The sequence below is a fragment of the Methylobacterium nigriterrae genome (assembly GCF_037106235.1).
Lineage (GTDB): Bacteria > Pseudomonadota > Alphaproteobacteria > Rhizobiales > Beijerinckiaceae > Methylobacterium > Methylobacterium nigriterrae.
In genome coordinates this window covers 13830-36748 of sequence record NZ_JBAWTG010000014.1, presented here as the reverse complement: position 1 = coordinate 36748, position 22919 = coordinate 13830, and the positions used below count along the sequence as shown (strand labels likewise).

Sequence of the window (22919 nt, the reverse complement as noted above, 5' to 3'; positions counted from 1 at the left end):
GAGCCCCGCCATGCCCGAGACCACCCGCAACCTCGCGCTGCCGCTGATCGCGGCGGGGCAGGCGCAGAAGCACGTCACCCACAACGAGGCGCTCGCACTCCTCGACGCGCTGGTGCAGCTCGCCTGCCTCGACAAGGATCTCGCCGCCCCGCCCCCGAACCCGCAGGAGGGCGACCGCTACCTCGTGGCGTCGGCGAACCCGACCGGGGCCTGGGCCGGGCTCACGGGGCAGGTCGTGTGCTTCGCGGACGGGGTCTGGGCCGGGGCGGAGCCGCGGCCCGGCTGGCTCGCCTACCTGATCGACGAGGCCGACCTCTACCTGTTCGACGGCCGCGCCTGGACGAGCTTCCGGGCGAGCCTGACGGCCTTCCAGAATCTCGCGCGGCTCGGCATCGGCACGGTGGCGGACGCGGCCAACCCCTTCGCGGCCAAGCTCAACAAGGCCCTGTGGACCGCCCGGGGCACGGGCGAGGGCGGCAGCGGCGACCTGCGCGTCGCGCTCAACAGGCAGGCGCCCGGCAACGTGCTCTCGCTCCTGCTGCAGACCGGCTTCTCGGGCCGGGCCGAGATCGGGCTCTCGGGCGACGACGGCCTCGCGGCGCGGGTCTCGGCGGACGGCGTCGCCTGGGCGGGCGCCTGGCGGGCCGACCCGGCCACCGGCTTCGTGGGCTACGGCACGGCGGCGGCGCCGGGCGCCGCCCCGCCGGGCGCGCCCGTCACGGTCGGCACGGCCACGGGCGCGGCCCTGATCCAGCTCGACTGCGTGCAGGAGGCGGGTGCCCCCGTGGCGGCGATCAGCGCGCGCGTCGGGCGTGGCACGCCGGCCGCGCCGGCCGCGATCCGCGCGGGCGACCGCTTCTTCGCGCTGCTCGGCCGGGGCTACCACGCGGGCGGCGCCTACTCGGCCGAGATGGTCACCCTGCAGGGCGTGGCCGAGGAGGACTTCTCCGCCGGCGCCCAGGGCACCGCCCTCGACGTCCAGACGACCGATCTCGGCGGCACGGTGCGGCGCTCGGCCCTGAAGGTGCGGGCCAACGGCGCCCTCGAGTTGCAGCCGCGCGCCGGGGTGCCGGGCCGGGGCCTCGGCGCCGGCCAGATCGTGTTCGACAGCACCGCGACCGCCTTCCGGGGCTACGACGGGGCGCGCTGGCTGCGGCTCTCGAACCTCGCGCGCTTCGCGGCCGCGACCAATTTCGACAATTACGTCGCGGCCGATGCCTGGACCAAGGTCCAGTTCAACATCGGCGAGGTCAACGAGCAGGGCGCGTTCCTCGCCGGCGCGAGCCGCTTCGTCGCGCCGGAGGCCGGCACCTACCTGTTCGGGGCGGCCCTCGCCTACCGGCGCAACGGCTCGGCGAGCCCGAGCGCCCTGCAGGCCCGCTTCCACCGCAACGGCGCGGCGGCCGGGCGGGGGCGCGGCGCCGCGACCGGCCTCGCCGACGGGATCTCGGTCGCCTCCGCCTGCGCGGTCCTCGCCCTCCAGGCGGGCGACGCCGTCGAGGTCTTCGCCCGCTTCACCGGGGCGGACGGCTACGTGGCGGCGGCCGAGACGGCCTTCTGGGGCCACGCGCTCGCGTGAGCGGGACTCGACGCCTGGGCGGGACTCAGTACGGGTAGCCGTAATAGCCCCGCGGCGGCCGGGCGTAGGGTCCGTCCGGGCCGTAGGCGCGGCGGTAGTAATTGTAGCGCGGCGGCCTGTAATTGCCGTTGTTGACGCCGGCGGAGCGGTCGTTGCCGGATTCGGCGGCGTAGGGCGAGAGCCCGCTGCCGGAATTGCTGTTGCCCCGCGCGGATGCGGGCTGCGCGGACGCGGCGAGCACCGCGGCGGCGGCGACCAAGATGCCGAGCCTCGTCATCTGACACTCATCCCATGAAGCGGGCCGGCGCGGCGTTCGCGCACACGCCGGTGAGCGAACGGCCGAGCCGAGGCGCCTGTTCCCGCGCTTGGCCCGCACCCCACATCAAGCATCCGGAGACAGCCCATGGAGCTCAGCGCCATCGGACGGGCCGTGCTCGTCGCCCGCGAGGGTCGGCGCCTCGCCGCCTATCGGGACTCGGCCGGGATCTGGACCATCGGGATCGGCCACACCTCGGCCGCCGGCCCGCCCCAGGTCACGCCGGGACTGACCATCACCCCGAAGGAGGCCGACGCGATCTTCGCCCGCGACGTGGCGCGCTACGCCCGCGTCGTGACCGAGGCGGTGCCCCCGGGCCTGCCCGACCACGCCTTCGACGCCCTCGTCTCCCTCTGCTTCAACATCGGGCCGGCGGCCTTCCTGCGCTCGACCGTGCTGCGGCGCCTGCGGGCCGGGGATCCGGCGGGCGCCGCCGACGCGATCCTGCTGTGGAACCGCCCGGCCGCCGTGATCCCGCGCCGCGGCGCGGAGGCCGACCAGTTCCGTACTCCCTACAGCGTCGCCCTGCCCCGGGCCCGCCGGGGCGATCCGAGCCCGATCGCGCGGCCGGAGGGCGCCTCGCCGCCCCGCCCGCGCCGGCCGGTCCCGCGCGGCTCCGGCCTGCCCCCCGCGGTCCCGCCGCGGGCGCCGGAGCCCGCCGCTCCCGGCCTCCTGGCCGGCCTGTGGCGGCGCGTCCTGGCGCGCCTCGCCGGCCGGGCCTGACCGCTTCCCGCACCGACCGCCCCATCGAACCCTTGCACAGGACGATCCCGATGCCCCGCGTCAGCCCCCCGACCCTGCCGAGCCCGCTCGCCCGCCTCGCCGCGGCGGTCGCCGTCGGCCTCCTCGCCCCGGCCGGGGCGCTCGCCGCCGCACCCGATCCCGGTGCGGTGCAACTGCCCTGGGGCGATGCCCTCGCCGCGCTCGCCCAGGGCGCGAGCGCGGCCCTCGTCCCGCTCGCGGCGGCCGGCGCCACCGCCGCGCTCGCCCGCGTCGCCGGCCCCTTGCGCTTCCTCGTCACCACGAGCCTCGTCGAGCGCCTCGTGCGCAATGTCGGCGATTACGGCCTCAACGCCGTCTCGGGCGCCGTGAAGGGCCGGACCCTGACGGTGCCGCTCGGCTCCGCCGTCATCGCGGCGGCGGTCCAGCGCGCCGCCGACCAGGCGCCGGGATGGCTCCTGAAGGAGGCGGTCGGCCTCGACGGCCTCGCCGAGAAGGTCTTCCGCAGCCTGCCGCTCGAGGCGGCGGCCGATGCCGGCAACACCCTGCGTCCGGCGCTCAGGGCCGCCCGCGACCGGGCCGGGCGGACCGGGCCGGCTTCCTAGGGTTCCACGATCGCGCGGGAGGGCGGGCCGATGGAGAGGATCGCCCTGGAGGCCGCCCGCCTGCTGTTCTCGGAAGGGGGCGCGGGCTGGATCGTCGCGGTGCTGCTCGGCCTCGCCTGCCTGCGCCTCCACCGCGACAACCAGCGCTCGCTCGAGGCCCGCATCGGCGACACCGGCGCCACCGCGACGGCGCTGGAGCGCGCCTCGCAGACCAACGCCGCCGTGGCGGCGGCGCTCGAGAGCCGCACCCGCGTGCTCGAGGATCTCGCGCGGCTCGCGGCCGAGATCGCCCGCGGCGTCGATCGCAGCGACGAGCGCGCCCGCGAGAAGTTCGACGAGATCCTGCGGCTCGTGGCGGATCTGCACCGCCAGGGCCGGCCCTGACCGGGAGAACGGGCCATGCCGATGCCACCCTCAGGCCTTGCCTGGCCGCCCGGGGCCGCCCGCCGGCGCCGCCGGGCCGCGATCGGCCGCCTGCGCGCGGCGCGCTCGCGCTTCGACGGTTCCCTGGCGGCGCTGCGCAAGGCCGCGCTCGACCACGTCGACAGCCAGGCCGTCCTCTGCACCGCCCTGAGGGCCTGCCTCGCGCGGCTCGCCGCGGGAACCGGACCCGGCCTCGATCGTATCGCTAGCCGGACCCACGCGAACCGCCGATGACATCCTGGACGCCCCCGCCCCGCCGCCGCCGAGACTCGAGCCCCGAGGGCGGAGCGTGCGATGGCGCGCGGAGCCGGGCGGCGGCTGGCCGCGGCGGTATTCAGGGCGCATTCAGTGCCAGGGACCGAGACTCGCCACCCATGCGCCACGTGCTCGCCCTCCTCGCAGCCTGCCTGACCGTCGTGGCCCTCGCCACGGGGGCGATCGGCACGCTGGCCGAGGAGACGACCGCGACCGCGCCGCAGGCGAACCCGGTCCACAGCGCGCCGGCGCCCCGCGGCGAGAACTGCCTCTCCGCCGCCGACCTGCGCGAGGCGGTGGCGGAGCGGCGGGTGATCGAGCCCGTCGCGGCGATCCGCGCGGCCCGGACCGTGATTCCCCGGGCCGACATCCAGCGCGCCAGCCTGTGCCGGCACGAGGACGGGCTCGTCTACATGCTGACGGCCTTGCGCCGGGACGGGCACTTCGTGCACGTGATGGTGGATGCCAAGACCGGCCAGGTGGCCGGCCAGTACTGACGGATGCAGGTCCGTCGCGAGATACGGAGTGTTCCAAGGTGCGCCTGCTCGTCGTCGAGGATGACCGGGACATCAACCGGCAGGTGGTCAACGCGCTCGAGGAGGCCGGCTACGTCGCCGACAAGGCCTTCGACGGCGAGGAGGGCGGCTATCTCGGCGAGAACGAGCCCTACGACGCGATCATCCTGGACATGGGCCTGCCCAAGGCCGACGGCGTGACCGTGCTGCAGCGCTGGCGCCGGGCCGGGGTGAAGACCCCCGTCATCATCCTGACGGCCCGCGACCGCTGGTCCGACAAGGTCGACGGCTTCGACGCGGGCGCCGACGACTACGTGACGAAGCCCTTCCACATGGAGGAGCTGATGGCGCGCGTGCGCGCCCTGCTGCGGCGCGCGGCCGGCCACGCCACCAGCCAGATCACCTGCGGCCCCGTCACCCTCGACACCCGCTCCGGCCGCGTCTTCGTCGACGGCAACCCGGTCAAGCTCACGAGCCACGAGTACCGGCTGCTCTCCTACCTGATGCACCATACCGGCCGGGTGGTCTCGCGCGCCGAATTGACCGAGCACCTCTACGACCAGGATTTCGACCGGGATTCCAACACGATCGAGGTCTTCGTCGGGCGCCTGCGCAAGAAGCTCGCGGTCGACCTGATCCAGACCGTGCGCGGCCTCGGCTACTTGGTCGACCCGAATCAGCCGGCCGCGCGGGTGTGACGGGCTCGGGCGAGGCAGGGCCGCCAGGCCGTGAAGCCGCGGGACGGCCCCGGTCTTCGGCGTTGCCTCAGCGGATATAGCCTCCAGAGCATTCGCGAATAACAGTATCGTTCATTCATTTTTGAGTATTTTTGCCCATAATCGACCGACATCCGAGGATCGGTCACCGGCATGCTGGGCAAATTTTCCAACCACGCAACCGTCAGGCAGGCGTGGCTCGACGCGCTCGACCGCTCGTTCGGAACGATCGAGTTCGCCCTCGACGGCACCATCACCCACGCGAACCGGAACTTCCTCGCCCTGGTCGGCTACGATCTCGAGGAGATCCGCGGGCGCCACCACCGCATGTTCGTTCTGCCCGAGGAGGCCGCCGGCGCGGCCTACGAGGCCTTCTGGCGCGACCTGCGCGAGGGCCGGTTCCGGTCCGCCGAGTACGAGCGGGTCGGAAAGGACGGGCGGCGGATCTGGCTGCAGGCGACCTACAATCCCGTCCTCGGCCGGAACGGCCGCCCGGCGAGCATCGTGAAGTTCGCCGTCGACATCACCAAGCAGAAGCGCTTCGACGCCGCGTTCCGCGGCGAGATCGACGCCATCGGCCTCTCGCAGGCAGTGATCCAGTTCGACCTCGACGGCAACATCCTCTCGGCCAACCGGAACTTCCTCCACACGGTGGGCTATCGCCTCGACGAGATCCAGGGGCGGCATCACAGCATGTTCGTGGAGCCGGACTACGCCAGGAGCCCCGAATACGCGGCCTTCTGGGCCGCCCTGCGTCGCGGCGAGTACGGCGCCGGCGAGTACAAGCGCCTCGGCCGCGACCGCCGCGAGATCTGGCTGCAGGCGACCTACAACCCGATCCGGGACCTCGACGGGACCGTGTTCAAGGTCGTCAAGCACGCGACCGACATCTCCGCCGACAAGCGGCGCAACGCCGACGCCTCCGGGCAGCTCGCCGCCGTCAACCGCTCCCAGGCGGTGATCCAGTTCGATCCCGAGGGCCGCATCCTCGACGCGAACGAGAACTTCCTGGCGGCCGTCGGCTACCGGGCCGACGAGGTGCTGGGCAAGCACCACAGCATGTTCGTGGGAGCCGACTACGCCAAGGCCCCCGAATACGCGGCCTTCTGGGAGCGCCTGCGCAAGGGCGACTTCATCGCCGGCCTGTTCCAGCGCTTCGGCCGCGGCGGCCGCCCGGTCTGGATCCAGGCGAGCTACAACCCCGTCTTCGATCCCGACGGGCGGCTCGCCAAGGTGGTCAAGTATGCCACCGACGTGACCGGCAGCATGCAGGCGCGCAAGGTCGCCATCGACGCGGCGGAGCGCACGCTCGACGACGTCCAGACCGTGACGGACGCCGCCGAGGCGATGGACGTCGCCGCCCAGTCGATCTCGCGGAGCATGGCGCGCTCCAAGGCGGCGGTGGACGAGATCCACGGGCAGGCGCACGAGGCGGACGCCTCGACGCTCCGCCTCGGCGAGGCGGCCGAGGCCATGGGCGGCGTGGTCCAGCTGATCGCCGGCATCGCCGAGCAGATCAACCTGCTCGCGCTCAACGCCACCATCGAGGCCGCGCGCGCGGGCGCCGCGGGGCGCGGCTTCGCGGTCGTCGCGGCCGAGGTGAAGAGCCTCGCGACGCAGACCACGACCGCGACGGCCAAGATCTCGACGGAGATCGCCGGCATGCAGGGCGCCTCGTCCGACGTCGCCGCCAAGCTCGGCTCGATCACCGCGGCCATCGGCACCATCAGCACCTACGTGGACGAGGTCGCCGCCTCGACGGCCCGGCAGAGCGCGTCGACCGGCGAGATCCTCGTCAGCATGCGCCGGGCGGCCGACGGAGTCTCGGGCATCAGCATGAGCCTCGACGACTGGACGGTCGGCATGGAGGAACGCCGCCTCGACCACCGGACCCGGGTCCTGCTCGCGGCGACGATCGACCTCGGCGGCGGGCGGAGGCAGGTCTGCACGATCCGCAACCTCTCGGCGAGCGGGGCGAAGCTCCACCTGCGGGAGGAGACGGCCCTGCCCGACCGCTTCACGCTGACGTTCGACCAGGACGGGCGCCGCTGCGCCTGCGCAGTCACGCGCCGCGACGGGCACGACATCGGGGTGCAGTTCACCTGAGCCGGGCGATCCGGAGCGCCGGAGCGCCGAGGGGACGGCCCCGTCTTCTCGGGCGGGCCGGGGGGTGCTACCGCAGGCAGCCCGACACCGAACGGTCGGAGGCGGCCGAACGGCGGCCCGGCCCCGCAGCCCGCCCATGAACACCCTCCTCGACATCCTCTCCCTGCGCCGCCGCTCCATCGCGGTGCGCCTCGCCGTCTCGGCGCTGCTGGCGAGCTCCGCGATCCTGCTGATCGCCGCCTGGATCCTGACGACCCTCTACCGGGAGAACACCGAGCGGGCCTTCGACAGCCGGCTCCTCGTCTTCGCCAACAACCTCGCCACCGACCTCGTCTCGCCGAGCGACCCCGAGAGCCGCTCCTTCTCGCTCGGCGATCCCCGCTTCGACCTGCCGCTCTCCGGCTGGTACTGGCAGGTGGGCCGGCCGGACGCCAAGCCCCGGGATCTGCGCACCTCGCGCTCGCTGGTCGGCGTGCCGCTGAAGGCCGCCACGAACCCGGACGGCAAGGCCGGCATCGGGCAGATCCGCCAGGGCTACGGCCGCGGCCAGGACGACCGCCTGCTGCGCATCATCGAGCGCGACGTCGATCTCGGCGAGGAGGGCCGCTACACCGTCCGGGTCGCAGGCCCCGCCGACGAGATCGTCAACGACGTCGACCGCTTCCGCTTCTCGCTCTTCGTCACCTTCGGCCTCCTCGGCCTGTTCCTAGCGCTCACCACCCTCCTGCAGATCCGCTTCGGCCTCGCGCCGCTCGCGCAGATGCGCGCGGCGCTCGGCGCCATCCGGCGGGGCGAGGCGGACCGGATCACGGGCGAGTATCCACGCGACATCGCGCCGGTCGCCGGCGAGGTGAACCTCCTCATCGAGACGAACCGCGAGATCCTGGAGCGCGCCCGCACCCAGGTCGGCAACCTCGCCCACGCCCTCAAGACGCCGCTCTCGATCATCGTCAACGAGGTCGGCGGCGCCGACGCGCCGGAGGATCTCGCCTTCAAGATCCGCGAGCAGGCCGCGGTGATGCGCGACCAGGTGAACTACCACCTCGACCGGGCGCGGGCGGCCGCGCTCGCGGGCACGCTCGGCACCTCGACGGAGGTGGAGCCGGCGCTCGCGGGGCTGGTGCGCACCTTCGGCAAGATCTACCGCGACAAGGACATCGCCTACGAGGTCAGCGTGCCGGCGGGCCTGCGCTTCCGGGGCGAGCGCCAGGATTTCGAGGAGATGGTGGGCAACCTCGTCGACAACGCCTCGAAATGGGCGGCCGGCCGGGTGGCGATCCGGGCCGAGGCGGTGGCGCAGGACGGCTATCCCCATCTCCTCGTCGCCATCGAGGATGACGGGCCGGGCCTGCCGCCCGAGGATCGCGAGGCCGTTCTCGGGCGCGGCCGGCGCCTCGACGAGACGAAGCCCGGCTCGGGGCTCGGGCTCTCCATCGTGGCCGACCTCGCCGCCCTCTACCGCGGCCGCTTCCGGCTGGAGGAGGCGGCGCTCGGCGGCCTGCGCGCCGTCCTCGAAGTGCCGGGGGACGCCCCGGCGGGCGTCGCCCATCACTGAGGCGCGGCGCCGGGCGCGGCCCGCCTGCCGAGCTCGCGCTTGCCACACCTTCCCGGCGCGTGACACCGTGTCACCCGACGGCGGCGTCGTGCGGGCCCGAGGCCCGATTTACATGGAGACCGGGCCCGGAGAGGCCCGGCGAACTTCCCGGCCGAACCGGCCGGCGATCTTGGGGTCCGATGACGGCGATCTGGTTCATCCTGGCGTTCATGACCGGCGCGGCGGTGCTCGCCCTGCTCTGGCCGATGTCGCGCCGCGCCGCCGGACCGGTGCCCGAGTCCGGGCAGAAGGCCACCGAGGCCGCCTTCTACGAGGACCAGCTCGCCGAGATCGAGCGCGACCTCGGCCGCGGCCTGATCGCGCCGTCGGAGGCGGAGGGCGCCCGCACCGAGGCTGCCCGGCGCCTCCTGCGCGCGAGCCGCGCCCCGGCGGTCGCCGACGAATCCGGCATCGCCGAGCCGCATCTGCGCCAGCGCCGGGCGGCCTCGGCCTTCGCGCTCTCGACGATCCCGCTCGTGGCGCTCCTCGCCTACGGGATCTACGGCTCGCCCGACCTGCCCGCCCAGACCGCGGCCGAGCGGCAGGCGGCCCAGGCCGGCAGCCAGGACCTGATGAGGGCGATCGGCCAGATCGAGGCGAAGCTCGCGACCGACCCGGGCGACGCCCGCGGCTGGTCGGTGCTCGCCCCGGTCTACATGCGGCTCGGCCGCTTCGACGACGCGGCCCACGCCTACGAGGCGCTGAGCCGCCTCAAGGGCGAGACGCCGCAGGTCCTCGCCGAATGGGGCGAGGCGCTCGTCGCCGCCGGCAACGGCGTCGTCTCGCCGGAGGCGAAGGCGATCTTCGCGCGGGCGGCCGGCCTCGACGCGAGCGCGGCCAAGCCCCGCTTCTACCTCGCCCGCGCCGCCGAGCAGGCCGGCGACACGGACGGCGCGATCCGCGAACTCACGACCCTGGAGCAGGCCGGGCCCGCGGACGCCCCCTGGCTGCCGCTCGTGCGCGAGACCCTGGCGCGCCTGAAGAAGGAGCCCGTCCCCGAGGCCGCCGGGGCGTCCGACCGGACCGCCGAGCCGGGCGCCGCGCCGTCCGCCGATCCGAACGCCGCGATCCGCGCCATGGTCGACGGGCTCGACCAGCGTCTGCAGAAGCAGGGCGGCAGCGTCGACGAGTGGCTGCGCCTCGTGCGCTCGCGCAGCGTGCTCGGGGAGCGCGACAAGGCGCTCGCCGCCCTGGAGCGGGCGCGCTCCGCGCTCGGCGCCGACGGGCACGCGCTCGAGCGCCTCGACGCGCAGGCGAAGGAGCTCGGCCTCGCCGCCAGGGCGACCGAGCGGGCGCCGCCCGCCGCCGCGACGCGGGCCTCCGCGAACCCGGACGGGGCGGAGCGCGCGGACACGGACGCCGCGGTCGCGGCCATCAAGGCGATGCCGGCCGCCGAGCGGGACGCCGCCGTGCGCGGCATGGTGGCGGGGCTCGACCGGCGGCTCAGCGCCAAGGGCGGCACCGCCGACGAGTGGCTGCGCCTCGTGCGCTCCTACAGCGTGCTCGGCGAGCGCAAGCAGGCGAGCCGCACCCTCGACCGGGCCCGGATGGCGCTCGCGGCCGATGCGGGTGCGGTGGAGCGGCTCGACGCCCTCGCCCGCGAGCTCGACCTGCACGGGACCGGCGGCAAGCCCTGAGGCGGCCCCCGGCAATGGTCCTGGCCCGGCGGCCGGCAGGGCCGCCCCCTGACAATCGGTCCCGGCCGCGGCCCTTGACCCGCACGGCCCGGGAGCCGACACCCTTCTTCACGCGAGTGGAACGACAACGAGGGACGCGGCCGGCGGGCAGCCGGGATCGCGGCCCCGCGATCGCATTGGGACGAGACGAACCGTGACGCGCAAGAGCCGCCGCCTGATCCTGATTGCCTGCTGCGGCGCCGTGCTGGCGGTCGCGGTCGGGCTGATCCTGTCCGCGATGAGCGGCTCGATCGTGTTCTTCCGCTCGCCCACCGAGGTGGCCCAGCAGGGCATGACGCCGGGCACGCGCTTCCGCCTCGGCGGCCTCGTCAAGGACGGATCGGTGCGGCGCGGTGCGGACCAGCGGGTGGAGTTCGCCGTCACCGATACCAACGCCACCGTTCAGGTGACCTACCAGGGCCTCCTGCCGGACCTGTTCCGCGAGGGACAGGGCGTGGTGACGGAGGGCACGCTCGGGCCCGGCGGCGTCTTCCGGGCCGACAGCGTGCTGGCCAAGCACGACGAATCCTACATGCCCCGCGAGGTCGCCGACGCGCTCAAGGCCCAAGGTCGCTGGCAGGAGGGCGCCGGCAAGGCCGCCGATCCCGCCGCGGCACCCGCCCGGAACGCCACCTCCGCCGGCGGCGGGACGACCCTCGGGCCGCGCAGCGAGCGCTGAACCGCGCCGGATACGGGAAGGAAGGACAGCCAGTGCTCGTCGAGGTCGGCCATTTCGCGCTCGCGCTCGCGCTCGCGCTCTCTCTGGTCCAGGCGGTGATGCCGGTCTGGGCGGCGCGCTCGGGCGACCCGGCCCTGCGGCAGGTGGCCAAGCCCGCGGCGCTCGGCGCCTTCGCGTGCATGCTCTTCGCCTTCGCGGCCCTCAGCTACGCCCACGCCACCTCGGACTTCTCGGTCCAGAACGTGGTCGAGAATTCCCACACCACCAAGCCCTTCATCTACAAGCTCTCGGGCGTCTGGGGGAACCACGAGGGCTCGATGCTGCTCTGGGTCCTGATCCTGACCCTGTTCGGCGCGATGGTGGCGGTGGCCCGCGAATCCGTGCCGCCGGTGCTGCGCGCCAACACGCTGTCGGTGCAGGGGCTCATCACCTTCGTGTTCGTGCTGTTCATCATCACGACCTCGAACCCCTTCACCCGGGTGACGCCCGCCCCCATCGAGGGCAACGACCTCAACCCGCTGCTGCAGGATCCCGGCCTCGCGATCCACCCGCCGCTGCTCTACCTCGGCTATGTCGGCTTCTCGATCACCTTCGCCTTCGCGGCCGCCGCCCTGATCGAGGGGCGCATCGACGCCGTCTGGGCGCGGGCCGTGCGGCCCTGGACGCTGACCGCCTGGAGCTTCCTGACGCTCGGCATCGCGATGGGCTCGTACTGGGCCTATTACGAGCTCGGCTGGGGCGGCTGGTGGTTCTGGGACCCTGTCGAGAACGCCTCCCTAATGCCCTGGATCGCCGGCACGGCGCTTCTGCACTCCACCGTGGTGATGGAGAAGCGCGACGCCCTGAAGGTCTGGACCGTGCTCCTGTCGGTGCTCACCTTCTCGCTGTCGCTCATGGGCACCTTCATCGTGCGCTCGGGGCTCCTCACCTCCGTTCACACCTTCGCGACCGACCCGACCCGCGGCGTCTTCATCCTCGCCATCCTGGTGCTGTTCATCGGCGGCGCGCTGACCCTGTTCGCGTGGCGCGCGCCGCTGCTGCGCCAGGGCGGCCTGTTCGCGCCGATCTCCCGCGAGGGCGCGCTCGTCCTCAACAACCTGTTCCTGGTGGCGGCCTGCGCCACCGTGTTCGTGGGCACGCTCTATCCGCTCGTCCTCGAGATGGCGACGGGCGAGAAGATCTCGGTGGGCCCGCCCTTCTTCAACAGCACCTTCGTGCCGCTGGCGGTGCCGCTCCTGCTGATCGTGCCCTTCGGGCAGACGCTCGCCTGGAAGCGCGGCGACGCGCTCGCGGCCGCCCAGCGCCTCTTCGTCGCCCTGGGCCTCGCCCTCGCCATCGGGCTCGCCGCCCTGGCGCTGACCTGGGGCGGGCCGGTGCTCGCCCCCGTCGGCATCGGTCTCGGCGCTTACCTCGTGCTCGGCTCCGCCCTGGAGATCGCCGCGCGGGCGCGGGGCTACGGCGCGAGCCGCGCCCGCGCCCCGCGCGACGTCTGGCGCCGGGCGATCGGGCTGCCGCGCTCGGCCTGGGGCACGGCCCTGGCGCATGGCGGCGTCGGCATCGTCGTCCTCGGCATCGCCGCACAAGGATGGGCGACGGAGGGGCTCGCGACCCTCAAGCCCGGCGAGCGGCTCGCCGCGGGCCCCTACGTCGCCACGCTCGACCGGGTCGCGCCGCGCCCGGGCCCGAACTACGAGGAGACGGCCGCCTTCCTCACCGTGCGCGACCGGGACGGCAACGCGGTCGGCCGGGTCGACACCGGCAAGCGCTTTTACCCGAGCCGGCGGATGAGCGTGACCGAATCCGGCCTGCTGACGATCGGGGCGAGCCAGGTCTACGCGAGCCTCGGCGAGGTCCAGCCGGACAGCACGATCGGGCTGCGCCTCTACTACAAGCCGCTGGTGCTGCTGATCTGGCTCGGCGCCGTGGTCATGGCGATCGGCGGCGCCGTCTCGCTCACCGACCGGCGCATGCGCGTCGGCGCGCCCACCCGTGCCCGAGCCAAGGCCCTGCCGCCCGGCGCGGTGCCGGCCGAGTGATGGCCCGGTCGATGGCCCGCCGCGCCCTCCTGGCCCTCTTGGCCCTCGCGCTGGTCGTCGGCGCCGGCGCCGCGCAGGCCGTGCAGCCCGACGAGGTGATGAAGGACCCGGGCCAGGAGGCGCGCGCCCGCGAGATCTCGGCCGGCCTGCGCTGCCTCGTCTGCCAGAACCAGTCGATCGACGATTCCGACGCGCCGCTGGCCAAGGACCTGCGCGTCCTCGTGCGCGAGCGGATCCAGGCGGGCGACACGAACCGGCAGGTCGAGGATTACGTCGTCAGCCGCTACGGCGAGTTCGTGCTGCTGAAGCCCGTCTTCGCCCTGCACACGCTGCTGCTCTGGCTGACGCCCGGCGCGGTGCTCCTCGCCGGCGGCCTCGGGATCTGGCGCCTCGCTCGCCGCGGGCGCGCGAGGCGTGCCGAGGCCCTAAGCGCCGCCGAGCAGGCCGAGATCGCCGCGCTGCTGCGGCGCGACTGAAATTCTTTTCACGACCGCCTCAAACGGAATTTTCGTTCGGGGTCGGAATATTTCCAAATCCGATCGAGACCCATGCAAATTCAGGCAGTCAACGGCGCCATCCTGCATCTTCTATGCGACAGGCGCATTTGTGCGATGCCACAATCATATCTTCGCAATGCAGCATGAAGGGTCCATCTTGCGGTCTCCCGGTGCTACCGGCTTTCCGTACGGGCGCTCCCGGCGGACAGTAACCGCACAGGACCTTCCACCATGCGCACGCTCTCCCTCGCCCTCGCGGCCACCCTCTCGCTCGCCGCGATCACGGCGGCCCCCGCCGTCGAGCTGAAGCCCCTCAAGGCGACCTCCGTCGACCTCGGCACCTTCCGGGGCTCGATCTATTACACGGCCGCCCGGGACGGTTACCGGGTCGTCGCGACGCTCGCCGCCGTCAACAGCCACGCCGACCAGCCGCAGGTCGTGCGCCTCGTCACGACCCTCAACGCCGACCAGACCGTGACCCTCTCGATCCCCGGCAGCCTCGGCGCCGACGGGCGGGACGCCACCGTCGCCTTCTCGCGCAAGGGCGACGTGGTCGACGTGGCTCTCGCCGACATCGCGGCCGAGTGAGTCCGACGGGCGAGAGCGGGGCCGAGGCGCCTCGCTTTCGCCCCACTGGACCGCGAGGAACGCGGGGCAGGCGGGCCGCGAGGCCCGTTGACGGTTCGTTAACCACGAGACGCGAGCGTCCCGCGACCATGCCGATCGCCTCGCCCCTCCGCAGCCTCGTTCTCGCCCTCGCGGTCGGCTCGGCCCTCGCCGGGCCGGCGCTGGCGCACCCGCATGTCTGGGTCACGGCCAGGGCCGAGATCGCCTACGCCGAGGGCGGCAAGGTTGTCGGCATCCGGCATGCCTGGACCTTCGACGCCGCCTACTCGGCCTTCGTCACCCAGGGCCTCGACAAGAACGGCGACGGCGCGCTGACGCCGGACGAGCTCGCGGACCTCGCCGCCGAGAACACCCGCAACCTCTCGGAATTCTCCTACTTCACGAAGCTGAAGGTCGCCGGCCGGGAGCAGAGCTTCGGCGAGCCCGCCGAGCCCCGCATGGCCGTGCAGGGCGACACGCTCACGCTCAGCTTCCTGCTGCCCCTCGCGGCGCCCGCATCGCAGGGCCGGGGCGTCGTGACGCTGGAGGTCTACGACCCGACCTACTTCGTCTCCTTCAGCCTCGCGGAGGGGGCGGACGCCGCCCGCCTGGCCGGCGCGCCGGCCGGCTGCGCCGCCACCGTGACGCGGCCGAAGGCGCAGGATTCGCGGACCGCCGATGCGGCCAAGCCCGGCATGACGGAGGCCTTCTTCGAGGCGCTCACCGCCGCCTCGACTTACGGCGTGCAATTCGCCAACCGGATCATCGTGGCGTGTCCGTAGGCGCGGCTCTGCCGGCCTCCGCCGCCCCGCCGCGCGGCAGGCTCGCCCTGCGGCTCGCGCTGATCGCGGGCGCGATCGGGGTCGCGGGCCTGATCCTGGCCGGCCTGATGTGGCTGATCGCCCCCGGCATCGCCGCACCCCCGCCCCGCTCCCCCTTCGGCATCGGCTTCCGCGAGGCGGCGCCCTCCGCCACCGGCCTCGGCGGCTGGCTGCTCGCCGTGCAGGCGAGCTTCTCGCGGAGCCTTCAGAGCGCCGTCACCGCCTTCAAGGCCGGCGGCGCGTGGGGCCCGATCGTCGGACTCGGGCTTGCCTACGGGGTGTTCCACGCCGCCGGCCCCGGCCACGGCAAGGCGGTGATCGCCGGCTACATCCTGGCGGGCGAGCGGGCGCTGCCGCGCGCCTTCGCCCTGAGCTTCGCCGCGGCGCTGCTGCAGGCCCTCGTGGCGATCCTGATCGTCACGGCGGGCGTCCTCCTCCTCAACACCACGGCCGCCGGGATGACGCGGGCCGGCGCCATGATCGAGACCGTCAGCTTCGCGCTCGTGGCGCTGATCGGGCTCGCGGTGACCTGGCGCAAGGCCGGGCGCCTGGCCGCCCTGGGCACGCTGCGGGCCGCTCCGCAGGCGGCCTGCGGCCCGGGATGCGGGCACGTGCACCTCGCGGATGCCGAGGCCATCGGCCGGCTCGGCACCTGGCGGGAGCGGGCCGGCGTGGTGCTGGCGGCAGGCACGCGCCCCTGCGCCGGGGCGATCCTCATCCTCGTCGTCTCGGCCTCGCAGGGCATGCTGGCCGTCGGCATCGCCGCGACGCTCGCGATGGCGCTCGGCACCGCCCTGACGACGGGCCTGCTCGCGAGCCTCGCGGTCTTCGCCAAGGCCCTGGCCCTGCGGCTCGCGGGCGGGCGCGGGCAGGCCGGCGCGCTCGCGGTCGGCGCCCTCGAGCTCCTCGCCGCAGCCTTCGTGCTGGTGCTGGGCCTCGGGATGCTCGCCGGCCTCGCGGCGGCCGGCGGCGCCTGAACGTCGCGCCCCCTCGCCAGGGAAGTCCCGTCGTGCCAGTTTCCGGCACGGAGGCGCGACCATGACGGCAGGCTTCGAGCATATCCTGAACTGGCGGCTTCTCGCCGGCTCGCATCCGTTCCCGGGGCCGGACGGCGGCACCTGCATCAACGAGGCGGCCATCGTCGCGGCGGGCCTGCCCTACCGGGCGATCCGGGCCTCGGCGGATTGCCCGCCCTGCTTCTCGCGCCCGCTCTCGGCCTACGCGCTTGGCCTCAACGACGCGATGCCGGATGCCGAGCGCCCGCGCCTGATGGCCTTCGTGCTGCGGCTGTCGGGCTCCGCCGACACGGACGAGGTCGAGGCCGAGCGCACCGCCTTCCTGGCGCGCGAGAGCGTGCGCCGCATCCTGCCGCCGCTTCTCGACCGGGCCGGGATGGCGGATCTCGCCGCGCGCTGCGAGGCGGCCTCGGGCCTGCCCGCCGCGCTCGCGGCCGCCCGCGCGGCGGCGTGGCGGGGCGGGAACGTCGCGCAGGGCGCGTCCCTGCGGCGGGCCTGGTTGCAGGGGGCGCTCGCCTCGGCGGTTGCCCGGACAGCGACGGCGGCGGTGCAGGCGGCCGGGGAGCCCCGCGCGGCGGCCGAGGTCGCCGAGGGCGCCGCTCCCTTCCTCCCGGAAGCCTGGGCGCTCGCCGCCGCGATCCTCGACGAGGCCCTGCGCATCGGCCGGCAGGCGCCCGGGATCGATCTCCTGCGCGCCAGGGACCGGCTCGACGCGGCCCGCGCGGTGCGGGCCTGAGGCGGCCGCCGGGCGCCCCTCAGGCGAGGGCGGGCTCGGCCGAGAGGTCGAGCTCGGTGCTCGCGCAATTGTCCAGCCACTCGCCCGTCAGGTGAAAGAAGAAGGTGCCGTGGCCGACCACCGCGATGGTGCGCTCCGGCCGGGCCTTGAGCCACTCCCGGAAGCCCGCGACGCGCGCGTCGAAGAGGGCGCGCGGCTCGGTGTGGTAGCCGCCCGCGCCGGGCTCGCCCTCCGCGTGCCACCAGATCTCCGGCAGGTGATCGACCAGCAGGTGCGGGAACTCGGCCGCGATCTGCGAGGCGGCGCGCCCGACGTCGCAGCTGCTCTCCTGGCATTCCCGGTGCAGCACCTCGACGAGGATCTCGGGGTGGGCCGGATGCTCGCCGAACAGGCCCATCGTGGTCTCGATCGCCCGGGTCAGCGGCGAGGTCACCACCAGTTCGAAGGGGATGTCGCGCAGGGCGCTGCGCGCGGCCGCGACCTGCGCGTGGCCGCGCGGCGTCAGGCGCGCATCCACGTGGCCCGGATCGCGTCCGGTGAGGCGGTGCGCGGCGTTGAAGGTCGATTCGCCGTGGCGGATGCAGACGATGCGGGTGGTGGCGGTCATCGGATCCAGTTTTCCAGGACCGTCGCGGTCGTGACGGTCTCGACCTGCTGCCCGTAGCGGGAGCGGTACAGGGTGAGAAGGGCGTCGTGGGCGACGTCGGAGGAGCTGCAGAGCGCGTCCGTGACGACGACGACCCGATAGCCGCAATCGACCGCCCCGAGCACGGTGGTGAGGACGCAGACATCGGTCTCCCCGCCCGTCACCACAAGGGTATCGATGCCGCCGGCCCGCAGGCGCGCGTCGAGGTCGGTGCCGATCCAGGGGGAGTAGATGCGCTTGTCGAAGATCCGGGCGGGCGGCGCGAACCGGGCGAGTTCGGGCACGAGCTCGACCATCTCCGGGCGCATGCGCTCCAGCGTCATCGAGGCCCAGCGCTCGTAGTAGCGCGCCCAGGTGCCCCGGCCCTCGCCCGGGTGGCGCGCCGGGATGAAGCGGGTGAAGAGCGTGCGCTCCGGCTTGGCCTCGACGAGGCGGACGATGCTCGGGAGCACGCGCTCCATCCAGGGCGTATGCCAGTCTGTCTCCTCCGCGAACATCCGCTGCATGTCGACACAGAGATGCATGCAGGTTGCGCCCAGGTGTCCGTTGCGCAACTGATCCTCATCGAACGACATAATCTCCGCTTTCTCATGTCCCGGGAGGGCAAGAACGGCGTCAGAACGATGATGTTCCGCGGACAATTTCTCAGCCTGCGCAGACCGATGATGTTCGCAAGCTCGAATACTTACATGCGTTAAGGACGCCTGCCGCCGTGTCATCGATGCTGCCCGGAGCCTGCCGTGATGGGAGGCCTTGCGGAAGGCGCGTCGATCTCATGCAGGACCCGGCCGAGGGCGAATTCCCACAGGGCACCGGGCGGGATGCGGGGCCGGGCGCGGTTCCGGTCACGTTTCCGGTCACGGGCGCATCCGATGGCCGGCGCCTCCGCGGCGAGCCGGATGAACCCGCCGCCGAACGGGCGCACGGCCGTGCCCTCGACCGGTTCGAGCGCATCGGCGGCATCCGGGAGGAGCGCCCGCTGCGCGCACGGGAGGCCGCATGCCAGCCCCGCTGAGCGGACTCCACGTCCTTCTCACCACGGACGCCGTCGGCAGCATCTGGACCTACACCCTCGACGTCGCGCGGGGCCTCGCACGGCGCGGCAGCGCGACGACGCTGGCGGTGGTCGGCCCGGCGCCGGATGCGGACCGGGCCGCAGAGGTGCAGGCAATCGCGGATTGCCGCCTCGTGGTCACCGGCCTGCCCCATGACCGGACCGCCTCCGACGCCGCCGCCCTGCGCGACGCGGCGGACGGCGTGGCAAGCCTCGCCTGGCGCCTGCGCGCCGACATCGCGCACGTGCACAGCCCCGCCCTCGTCGCGGGCGGCGGACTGCCGGTCCCCTCCGTGGTGACCTGCCATTCCTGCGTCGCGACCTGGTGGGACGCGGTCGAGGACGCGCCGCTCTCGCCGGACCTTGCCTGGCGGCGGGATCTCGCCGCGGCGGGCCTCGCCGCCGCCGACATCCTGACCGCGCCGACCCACGCCTTCGCGGAGCTGACCGCCGCCGCCTACGGCCTCGACGCGCCGCCGCTGGTGGTGCGCAACGGGCGCACCGCCTCCGGCCCCGTGCAGACCTGCACCGGCCTGCCCCTCGTCTTCACCACCGGCCGGCTCTGGGACCGGGGCAAGAACCTCGCCACCCTCGACCGGGTCGCGGACGGCCTTCCCGTGGCCGTGCAGGCGGCTGGCAGCCTCGCGGGCCCGAACGGCGAGCGCGTCACCCTCCGCAGCGTGCAGGCTCTCGGGCAGCTTCCGGCCGAAGAGGTCGCGACGCGGCTGGCGCGGCGGCCGGTCTTCGCCTCGCTCAGCCGCTACGAGCCCTTCGGCCTCGCCGTGCTGGAGGCCGCGCAGGCCGGATGCGCCCTCGTACTCTCCGACATACCGACCTTCCGGGAACTCTGGGACGGCGCGGCGCTGTTCGTCGGGCCCGAGGATCACCGCGCGGCCGAGGGCGCGATCACCGGCCTCCTCGCCGACCGCGACCGGCGCCGCCATCTCGGCGAGGCGGCGCGGGCGCGCTCCGAATCCTACGGCCTCGACGCCATGCTGGCGGGGATCACGGCCGTCTACGCCACCGCGAGCGCGCGCATCCCGGCCGGGGTCGCCGCATGAGGACAGCCGGTCTCGCCCGCCCCTCGGCCAGGCGGGCCGCGGCCGACGAGCCCGTGGGCGGGGCCCGACGAACCTCCCGTTCGACCAGGGTCGGTGCGGCCCCCGGACGCGCCTGCTACCGGCGGGCGCCGCCGCGCATCAGCGCCGCGGCCGCAGCGACTCCCGCCGTCATCAGCAGGCCGGTCGCCGCCGGGTGGAGGGCCGCGCGGGTGTAGAAGCTGCGCCGCTGCACGTAGCCCGGATGGTCGCCCCGCACCTCACCGTCGTCTCCGGCTTCGTGCAGGGCGCCGGACCGATGGCGGGGCGGCTCGTCGCGCATCTGCTGGCCGACCATGGTGCGGCCGATCCGGTCGAAGGTGCGCGGAGCCACCGCCTGGAAGGCGCTCATCAGGCGCCCGGCGCCGCCCACGTATATGTCGCGCTGCGGGTGCTCCGACGCGCTCAGGATCGCGAGGGCCACCTCCTGCGGGTCGTAGACCGGCGGCGGCAGCTTCGGCTCGTGGTCGGTGTAGTTGCGGGCATGCTGCGGGAAGGGCGTGTCGATCGCCGCCGGCTTGATCAGCGTGACCGCGACGTCCGCCCCCTCCTCGTCGAGCTCGATCCGGAGCGCGTCCGTGAAGCCCTTGATGGCGTGCTTGCTCGCGCAATACATGCCCTGGAGCGGGAAGGCGATGTCGGAGGCGACGCTGCCGAGGTTGATCAGCACGCCGCCGCTGCGCTTCAGGTGCGGCACCGCCACCAGCGAGCCGTAGACCACGCCCCAGAAATTGGTCTGGAACAGGCGGTCATGGTCCTCGTCGCTCACCTCCTCCAGGCGCCCGAAGATCGACAGGCCGGCATCGTTCACCCAGGTGTCGATGCGCCCGTAGCGCTCGATCGCCGCGTCCGCGATGGCCTGCACCGCCTCGCGCCGGCCGACATCCGCCACCACGTGGATCGCCTCGCCGCCGCGCCCGCGGATCTCCTCCTGTATCTCCGTCAGCGCGTCGCCGTTGCGGGCCGCGAGCACGATCCGGGCGCCGTGGGCGGCGGCGGAGCGGGCCGTGGCGAGGCCGATGCCGCTCGACGCGCCCGTGATGACCATGACCTGCTCGTGCAGGGGTTTGCGTGAGGCATGCACGGCGGCTTCTCCTTGGTCGGCGTGGAACGGATCGCGGGCGGAGGCCGTCCGCGTGGCGGGCCCGGCGGTTCGCCTCAGCGATCCGCCTTGGCGCCGCCGGTGGTGAGTTCGAGGTAGCGCAGGGTCGTCGGCCGGGCCAGGTCGCGCACCGTGCGGGCCATCGCCTCCTCCTCCTTCAGGGAGGTCTGGAAGGCCGTGACGTGCTGGTTCTGGCCGCCGCCTCCGCGATGGCGATCAGCGAATCGTAGACCGCGATCTCGTAGTTCTCGAAGGCGTGGTTGGCGAAGGTGTTCTTCAGGATCTCGTCCTGGGCCGGCGCGTGGGCGAGTGCCGCCATGTTGCCCATCAGGCCCATGACGCCTTCCTTGAGCGCGGAGGGACTCTCCGAATGCGCCCCCAGGGCCTCCTCCAGCCGGTCCCGCTGCCGGTGCGTCTCCTCGATATGCTTGCGCAGGGCCGCTCCATCTCGGGATAGCGCTCCAGTCGCTCGACCTGCCGCTCCATGATCTGCAGCGCCTGCAGTTCCACCGCATGGGCGTTCTTGAGCGCGGTGACGTAGATCGATCGGACGTCGACGGCCATGGTGCGTCTCTCCTGGGATGGCGGGGCGAGCCGGCGCCGCGGTCTCTCGGAGCGCGGGACCGCTCGGCGTTCGGGGTCGCATCGTTCGTGTGGGCCCCGGGCTCGCAGCATTCGCTCGGGCGTGCTGGTGCAATCGAAGCTATCGAGCAATGTTTTTGCCCGGCATCGGTTCCCGATACCTGGGCCATGTCGCCGCGCGCACAGTATTAACTTGGATCAATCGAGCTTGAGCATGTCACGTCTTGATGACAAGCCTGAGGTTGCGCCGATCGCACCGATGAAGGGCCTCAGGCCGACGAACCCATGGCCGATCGCCGGGCGCCGGCCGGCTCGCCGCGCGGCGTTCGGCCGCTGGCCGGGTCAGGCCCGCGCCGGCCGATCCCTCGGCCCTGAAAACTTGCTGCATGTTCGTGCGGGCGCCGGCGCCGCGGTTTAGACTGTTACGGGGCCAGCCTCGAAGGGCGCCGGCTTGCGGCAGGTCCCCGGGGTACGGAGCTTGGCCACCAGCGACATCATCGTGATCGGCGGATCGACGGGCGCGATCGACGTCCTCCGCACGGTCTGCGGGGGGCTCAGGGCCGGGCTGCCCGCGGCGATCCTGGCCGTGGTGCATCTCAGCCACGACAGCCTGAACCAGCTTGGCCGCATCCTCGACGAGTCGGGCCCGCTGCCGGCGGCGACCGCGCGCGAGGGCGAGCCGATCGAGAACGGCCGGATCTACGTCGCGCCGGCCGGGCTGCACATGCTCGTCACCGACCGCACGGTCGCCCTGCGGCGCGGGCCGCGGGAGAACATGGCGCGCCCCGCGATCGACCCGCTCTTCCGCTCCGCCGCCCTGAGCCACGGGCCGCGGGTCATCGGCGTCCTGCTCTCCGGGCGGCTGAACGACGGGGCGGCCGGGCTCGCGGCCGTGAAGAGCTGCGGCGGCCGGGCCGTGGTGCAGGACCCCGACGACGCCCTCGCTCCCGAGATGCCGCGCGGCGCCCTGCGCACCGTCGCGGTCGACCGCTGCACGCCGGCGGCGAACCTCGCCTCGGTGATCGCCGAGCTCGCGGCGACGCCACCCGGCCCGGCCCTGCCGGTCCCGCCGGATCTCGGCCTCGAAGTCGCCATCGCGGCCGGCGGAAGCATCGACAGCAACGTGCTCCGGGCCTTCGCGGAGCCGGCGCCCCTCACCTGCCCCGATTGCGGGGGCGTCCTGTCCCAGGTGCGGGCGCCCGGGCCGCTGCGGTTCCGCTGCCAGGTCGGGCACGGCTTCACGGGGCAGGTCCTCGCCGACAAGCAGGAGGGCGCGGTCGACGAGGCGCTGCGGGTCGCGCTGCGCATCGTCGAGGAACGGGTCGAGCTCCTGGCCCGCCTCGCCCGCAATTCCGAGGAGGCGGGACAGCCCGCGATCGCCGCCACGTACATGGCCCGGTCGCAGGAGTACCGCGACTACGCGCAGACCATCCGCAACGCGATCCTGTCGGCGCTTGCGCCGCTCGGGGAGCCGGCGGGGCGCTGACGCCCGGCGGGCGGCGCGAAGCTTCGGCCCGGGCCCGGATCGGGCCGAACGGGTGC

At 73.8% G+C, this 22919-nt stretch carries 24 protein-coding genes and 1 pseudogene; 20 read left to right on the top strand and 5 right to left on the bottom strand.

The features are described from left to right. Positions 1-10 precede the first annotated feature (10 nt). A complete protein-coding gene (locus tag WDW90_RS10290; RefSeq protein ID WP_336487289.1) occupies positions 11-1579 on the top strand; it encodes a DUF2793 domain-containing protein in 1569 nt (522 codons plus the stop codon). A gap of 25 nt (positions 1580-1604) precedes the next feature. Here the strand turns inward: WDW90_RS10290 and WDW90_RS10285 are convergent, their stop codons facing one another. Further along, positions 1605-1856 (bottom strand): hypothetical protein, encoded by a 252-nt coding sequence (locus WDW90_RS10285; RefSeq protein ID WP_336487288.1) that lies wholly within the window; start codon positions 1854-1856, stop codon positions 1605-1607. 126 nt (positions 1857-1982) lie between these two features. On the opposite strand from WDW90_RS10285, the gene WDW90_RS10280 reads away from it, so the two are divergent. The 16 genes from WDW90_RS10280 to WDW90_RS10205 all read left to right on the top strand — a co-directional run bounded on the left by WDW90_RS10280 (position 1983) and on the right by WDW90_RS10205 (position 16896). Continuing rightward, the gene (locus WDW90_RS10280) at positions 1983-2618 is read left to right on the top strand and encodes a lysozyme (RefSeq protein ID WP_336487287.1); all 636 of its coding nucleotides are present in this window, start codon (positions 1983-1985) and stop codon (positions 2616-2618) included. Positions 2619-2668: 50 nt separating this feature from the next. Beyond that, positions 2669-3220, top strand: a complete 552-nt coding sequence (locus tag WDW90_RS10275) for a hypothetical protein (protein ID WP_336487286.1) — start codon at positions 2669-2671, stop codon at positions 3218-3220. Between the two features lie 30 nt (positions 3221-3250). Next, positions 3251-3604 carry a hypothetical protein gene (locus WDW90_RS10270; protein WP_336487285.1) on the top strand — a complete coding sequence of 118 codons (354 nt, stop codon included), beginning with the start codon at positions 3251-3253 and terminating at the stop codon, positions 3602-3604. A 15-nt stretch (positions 3605-3619) separates the two neighbouring features. After that, positions 3620-3877, top strand: a complete 258-nt coding sequence (locus WDW90_RS10265; RefSeq protein ID WP_336487284.1) for a hypothetical protein — start codon at positions 3620-3622, stop codon at positions 3875-3877. A 140-nt stretch (positions 3878-4017) separates the two neighbouring features. Next, the gene (locus WDW90_RS10260) at positions 4018-4395 is read left to right on the top strand and encodes a hypothetical protein (RefSeq protein WP_336487283.1); all 378 of its coding nucleotides are present in this window, start codon (positions 4018-4020) and stop codon (positions 4393-4395) included. 38 nt (positions 4396-4433) lie between these two features. Further along, a complete protein-coding gene (locus WDW90_RS10255; RefSeq protein WP_336487282.1) occupies positions 4434-5111 on the top strand; it encodes a response regulator transcription factor in 678 nt (225 codons plus the stop codon). A gap of 171 nt (positions 5112-5282) precedes the next feature. Then, positions 5283-7235: a methyl-accepting chemotaxis protein gene (locus tag WDW90_RS10250; protein WP_336487281.1), complete on the top strand. Its 1953-nt coding sequence runs from the start codon at positions 5283-5285 to the stop codon at positions 7233-7235. A gap of 136 nt (positions 7236-7371) precedes the next feature. Next, positions 7372-8790, top strand: coding sequence for a sensor histidine kinase (locus WDW90_RS10245; RefSeq protein WP_336487280.1), 1419 nt, complete (start codon positions 7372-7374; stop codon positions 8788-8790). A 179-nt stretch (positions 8791-8969) separates the two neighbouring features. Continuing rightward, entirely contained in the window at positions 8970-10466 is a 1497-nt protein-coding gene (gene ccmI, locus WDW90_RS10240) for a c-type cytochrome biogenesis protein CcmI (protein ID WP_336487279.1), read from the top strand. Positions 10467-10659: 193 nt separating this feature from the next. After that, complete coding sequence (gene ccmE, locus WDW90_RS10235) at positions 10660-11184, top strand: cytochrome c maturation protein CcmE (protein ID WP_336487278.1); 525 nt, start codon at positions 10660-10662, stop codon at positions 11182-11184. A 32-nt stretch (positions 11185-11216) separates the two neighbouring features. Beyond that, positions 11217-13220, top strand: a complete 2004-nt coding sequence (locus WDW90_RS10230) for a heme lyase CcmF/NrfE family subunit (RefSeq protein WP_336487277.1) — start codon at positions 11217-11219, stop codon at positions 13218-13220. 11 nt (positions 13221-13231) lie between these two features. Next, positions 13232-13696 (top strand): cytochrome c-type biogenesis protein, encoded by a 465-nt coding sequence (locus WDW90_RS10225; protein WP_336487276.1) that lies wholly within the window; start codon positions 13232-13234, stop codon positions 13694-13696. Positions 13697-13948: 252 nt separating this feature from the next. Beyond that, entirely contained in the window at positions 13949-14305 is a 357-nt protein-coding gene (locus WDW90_RS10220; protein ID WP_336487275.1) for a hypothetical protein, read from the top strand. A 128-nt stretch (positions 14306-14433) separates the two neighbouring features. Further along, positions 14434-15105: a DUF1007 family protein gene (locus WDW90_RS10215; RefSeq protein ID WP_336487274.1), complete on the top strand. Its 672-nt coding sequence runs from the start codon at positions 14434-14436 to the stop codon at positions 15103-15105. Beyond that, on the top strand, positions 15096-16121 hold the full coding sequence (locus WDW90_RS10210) for a nickel/cobalt transporter (protein WP_336487273.1): 1026 nt from the start codon (positions 15096-15098) through the stop codon (positions 16119-16121). Before WDW90_RS10215 ends, WDW90_RS10210 begins: the two co-directional genes overlap by 10 nt. A 61-nt stretch (positions 16122-16182) precedes the next feature. Further along, positions 16183-16896, top strand: coding sequence for a hypothetical protein (locus WDW90_RS10205; protein WP_336487272.1), 714 nt, complete (start codon positions 16183-16185; stop codon positions 16894-16896). 19 nt (positions 16897-16915) lie between these two features. Here the strand turns inward: WDW90_RS10205 and WDW90_RS10200 are convergent, their stop codons facing one another. Then, on the bottom strand, positions 16916-17503 hold the full coding sequence (locus WDW90_RS10200) for a histidine phosphatase family protein (protein ID WP_336487271.1): 588 nt from the start codon (positions 17501-17503) through the stop codon (positions 16916-16918). Next, positions 17500-18117, bottom strand: coding sequence for a cysteine hydrolase family protein (locus WDW90_RS10195; RefSeq protein WP_336487270.1), 618 nt, complete (start codon positions 18115-18117; stop codon positions 17500-17502). The genes WDW90_RS10200 and WDW90_RS10195 overlap by 4 nt, the downstream gene beginning before the upstream one ends. 200 nt (positions 18118-18317) lie before the next feature. On the opposite strand from WDW90_RS10195, the gene WDW90_RS10190 reads away from it, so the two are divergent. Together WDW90_RS10190 and WDW90_RS10185 are read left to right on the top strand one after the other, a co-directional pair. Beyond that, positions 18318-18557, top strand: coding sequence for a hypothetical protein (locus tag WDW90_RS10190; RefSeq protein WP_336487269.1), 240 nt, complete (start codon positions 18318-18320; stop codon positions 18555-18557). Then, on the top strand, positions 18542-19657 hold the full coding sequence (locus tag WDW90_RS10185) for a glycosyltransferase family 4 protein (RefSeq protein WP_336487268.1): 1116 nt from the start codon (positions 18542-18544) through the stop codon (positions 19655-19657). The genes WDW90_RS10190 and WDW90_RS10185 overlap by 16 nt, the downstream gene beginning before the upstream one ends. Positions 19658-19772: 115 nt before the next feature. Here the strand turns inward: WDW90_RS10185 and WDW90_RS10180 are convergent, their stop codons facing one another. Further along, positions 19773-20741, bottom strand: coding sequence for an SDR family oxidoreductase (locus tag WDW90_RS10180; protein ID WP_431311012.1), 969 nt, complete (start codon positions 20739-20741; stop codon positions 19773-19775). Positions 20742-20851: 110 nt separating this feature from the next. Next, a pseudogene (locus WDW90_RS10175) lies at positions 20852-21359 on the bottom strand (ferritin-like domain-containing protein). A gap of 496 nt (positions 21360-21855) precedes the next feature. On the opposite strand from WDW90_RS10175, the gene WDW90_RS10170 reads away from it, so the two are divergent. Then, entirely contained in the window at positions 21856-22863 is a 1008-nt protein-coding gene (locus WDW90_RS10170; RefSeq protein ID WP_336487266.1) for a chemotaxis protein CheB, read from the top strand. Positions 22864-22919: the final 56 nt, after the last annotated feature.

Excerpts from the sequence above, each read along its gene's own strand:
- WDW90_RS10265 (WP_336487284.1), top strand. The coding sequence starts at position 3,620 with ATGCCGATGCCACCCTCAGGCCTTGCCTGGCCGCCCGGGGCCGCCCGC.
- WDW90_RS10180 (WP_431311012.1), bottom strand. The coding sequence starts at position 20,741 with ATGGTCATCACGGGCGCGTCGAGCGGCATCGGCCTCGCCACGGCCCGC.
- WDW90_RS10190 (WP_336487269.1), top strand. The coding sequence starts at position 18,318 with ATGCAGGACCCGGCCGAGGGCGAATTCCCACAGGGCACCGGGCGGGAT.
- WDW90_RS10285 (WP_336487288.1), bottom strand. The coding sequence starts at position 1,856 with ATGACGAGGCTCGGCATCTTGGTCGCCGCCGCCGCGGTGCTCGCCGCG.
- WDW90_RS10270 (WP_336487285.1), top strand. The coding sequence starts at position 3,251 with ATGGAGAGGATCGCCCTGGAGGCCGCCCGCCTGCTGTTCTCGGAAGGG.
- WDW90_RS10220 (WP_336487275.1), top strand. The coding sequence starts at position 13,949 with ATGCGCACGCTCTCCCTCGCCCTCGCGGCCACCCTCTCGCTCGCCGCG.
- WDW90_RS10290 (WP_336487289.1), top strand. The coding sequence starts at position 11 with ATGCCCGAGACCACCCGCAACCTCGCGCTGCCGCTGATCGCGGCGGGG.
- WDW90_RS10200 (WP_336487271.1), bottom strand. The coding sequence starts at position 17,503 with ATGACCGCCACCACCCGCATCGTCTGCATCCGCCACGGCGAATCGACC.
- WDW90_RS10250 (WP_336487281.1), top strand. The coding sequence starts at position 5,283 with ATGCTGGGCAAATTTTCCAACCACGCAACCGTCAGGCAGGCGTGGCTC.
- WDW90_RS10245 (WP_336487280.1), top strand. The coding sequence starts at position 7,372 with ATGAACACCCTCCTCGACATCCTCTCCCTGCGCCGCCGCTCCATCGCG.
- WDW90_RS10280 (WP_336487287.1), top strand. The coding sequence starts at position 1,983 with ATGGAGCTCAGCGCCATCGGACGGGCCGTGCTCGTCGCCCGCGAGGGT.
- WDW90_RS10215 (WP_336487274.1), top strand. The coding sequence starts at position 14,434 with ATGCCGATCGCCTCGCCCCTCCGCAGCCTCGTTCTCGCCCTCGCGGTC.
- WDW90_RS10260 (WP_336487283.1), top strand. The coding sequence starts at position 4,018 with ATGCGCCACGTGCTCGCCCTCCTCGCAGCCTGCCTGACCGTCGTGGCC.
- WDW90_RS10275 (WP_336487286.1), top strand. The coding sequence starts at position 2,669 with ATGCCCCGCGTCAGCCCCCCGACCCTGCCGAGCCCGCTCGCCCGCCTC.
- WDW90_RS10225 (WP_336487276.1), top strand. The coding sequence starts at position 13,232 with ATGGCCCGCCGCGCCCTCCTGGCCCTCTTGGCCCTCGCGCTGGTCGTC.
- WDW90_RS10185 (WP_336487268.1), top strand. The coding sequence starts at position 18,542 with ATGCCAGCCCCGCTGAGCGGACTCCACGTCCTTCTCACCACGGACGCC.
- WDW90_RS10195 (WP_336487270.1), bottom strand. The coding sequence starts at position 18,117 with ATGTCGTTCGATGAGGATCAGTTGCGCAACGGACACCTGGGCGCAACC.
- ccmI (WP_336487279.1), top strand. The coding sequence starts at position 8,970 with ATGACGGCGATCTGGTTCATCCTGGCGTTCATGACCGGCGCGGCGGTG.
- WDW90_RS10205 (WP_336487272.1), top strand. The coding sequence starts at position 16,183 with ATGACGGCAGGCTTCGAGCATATCCTGAACTGGCGGCTTCTCGCCGGC.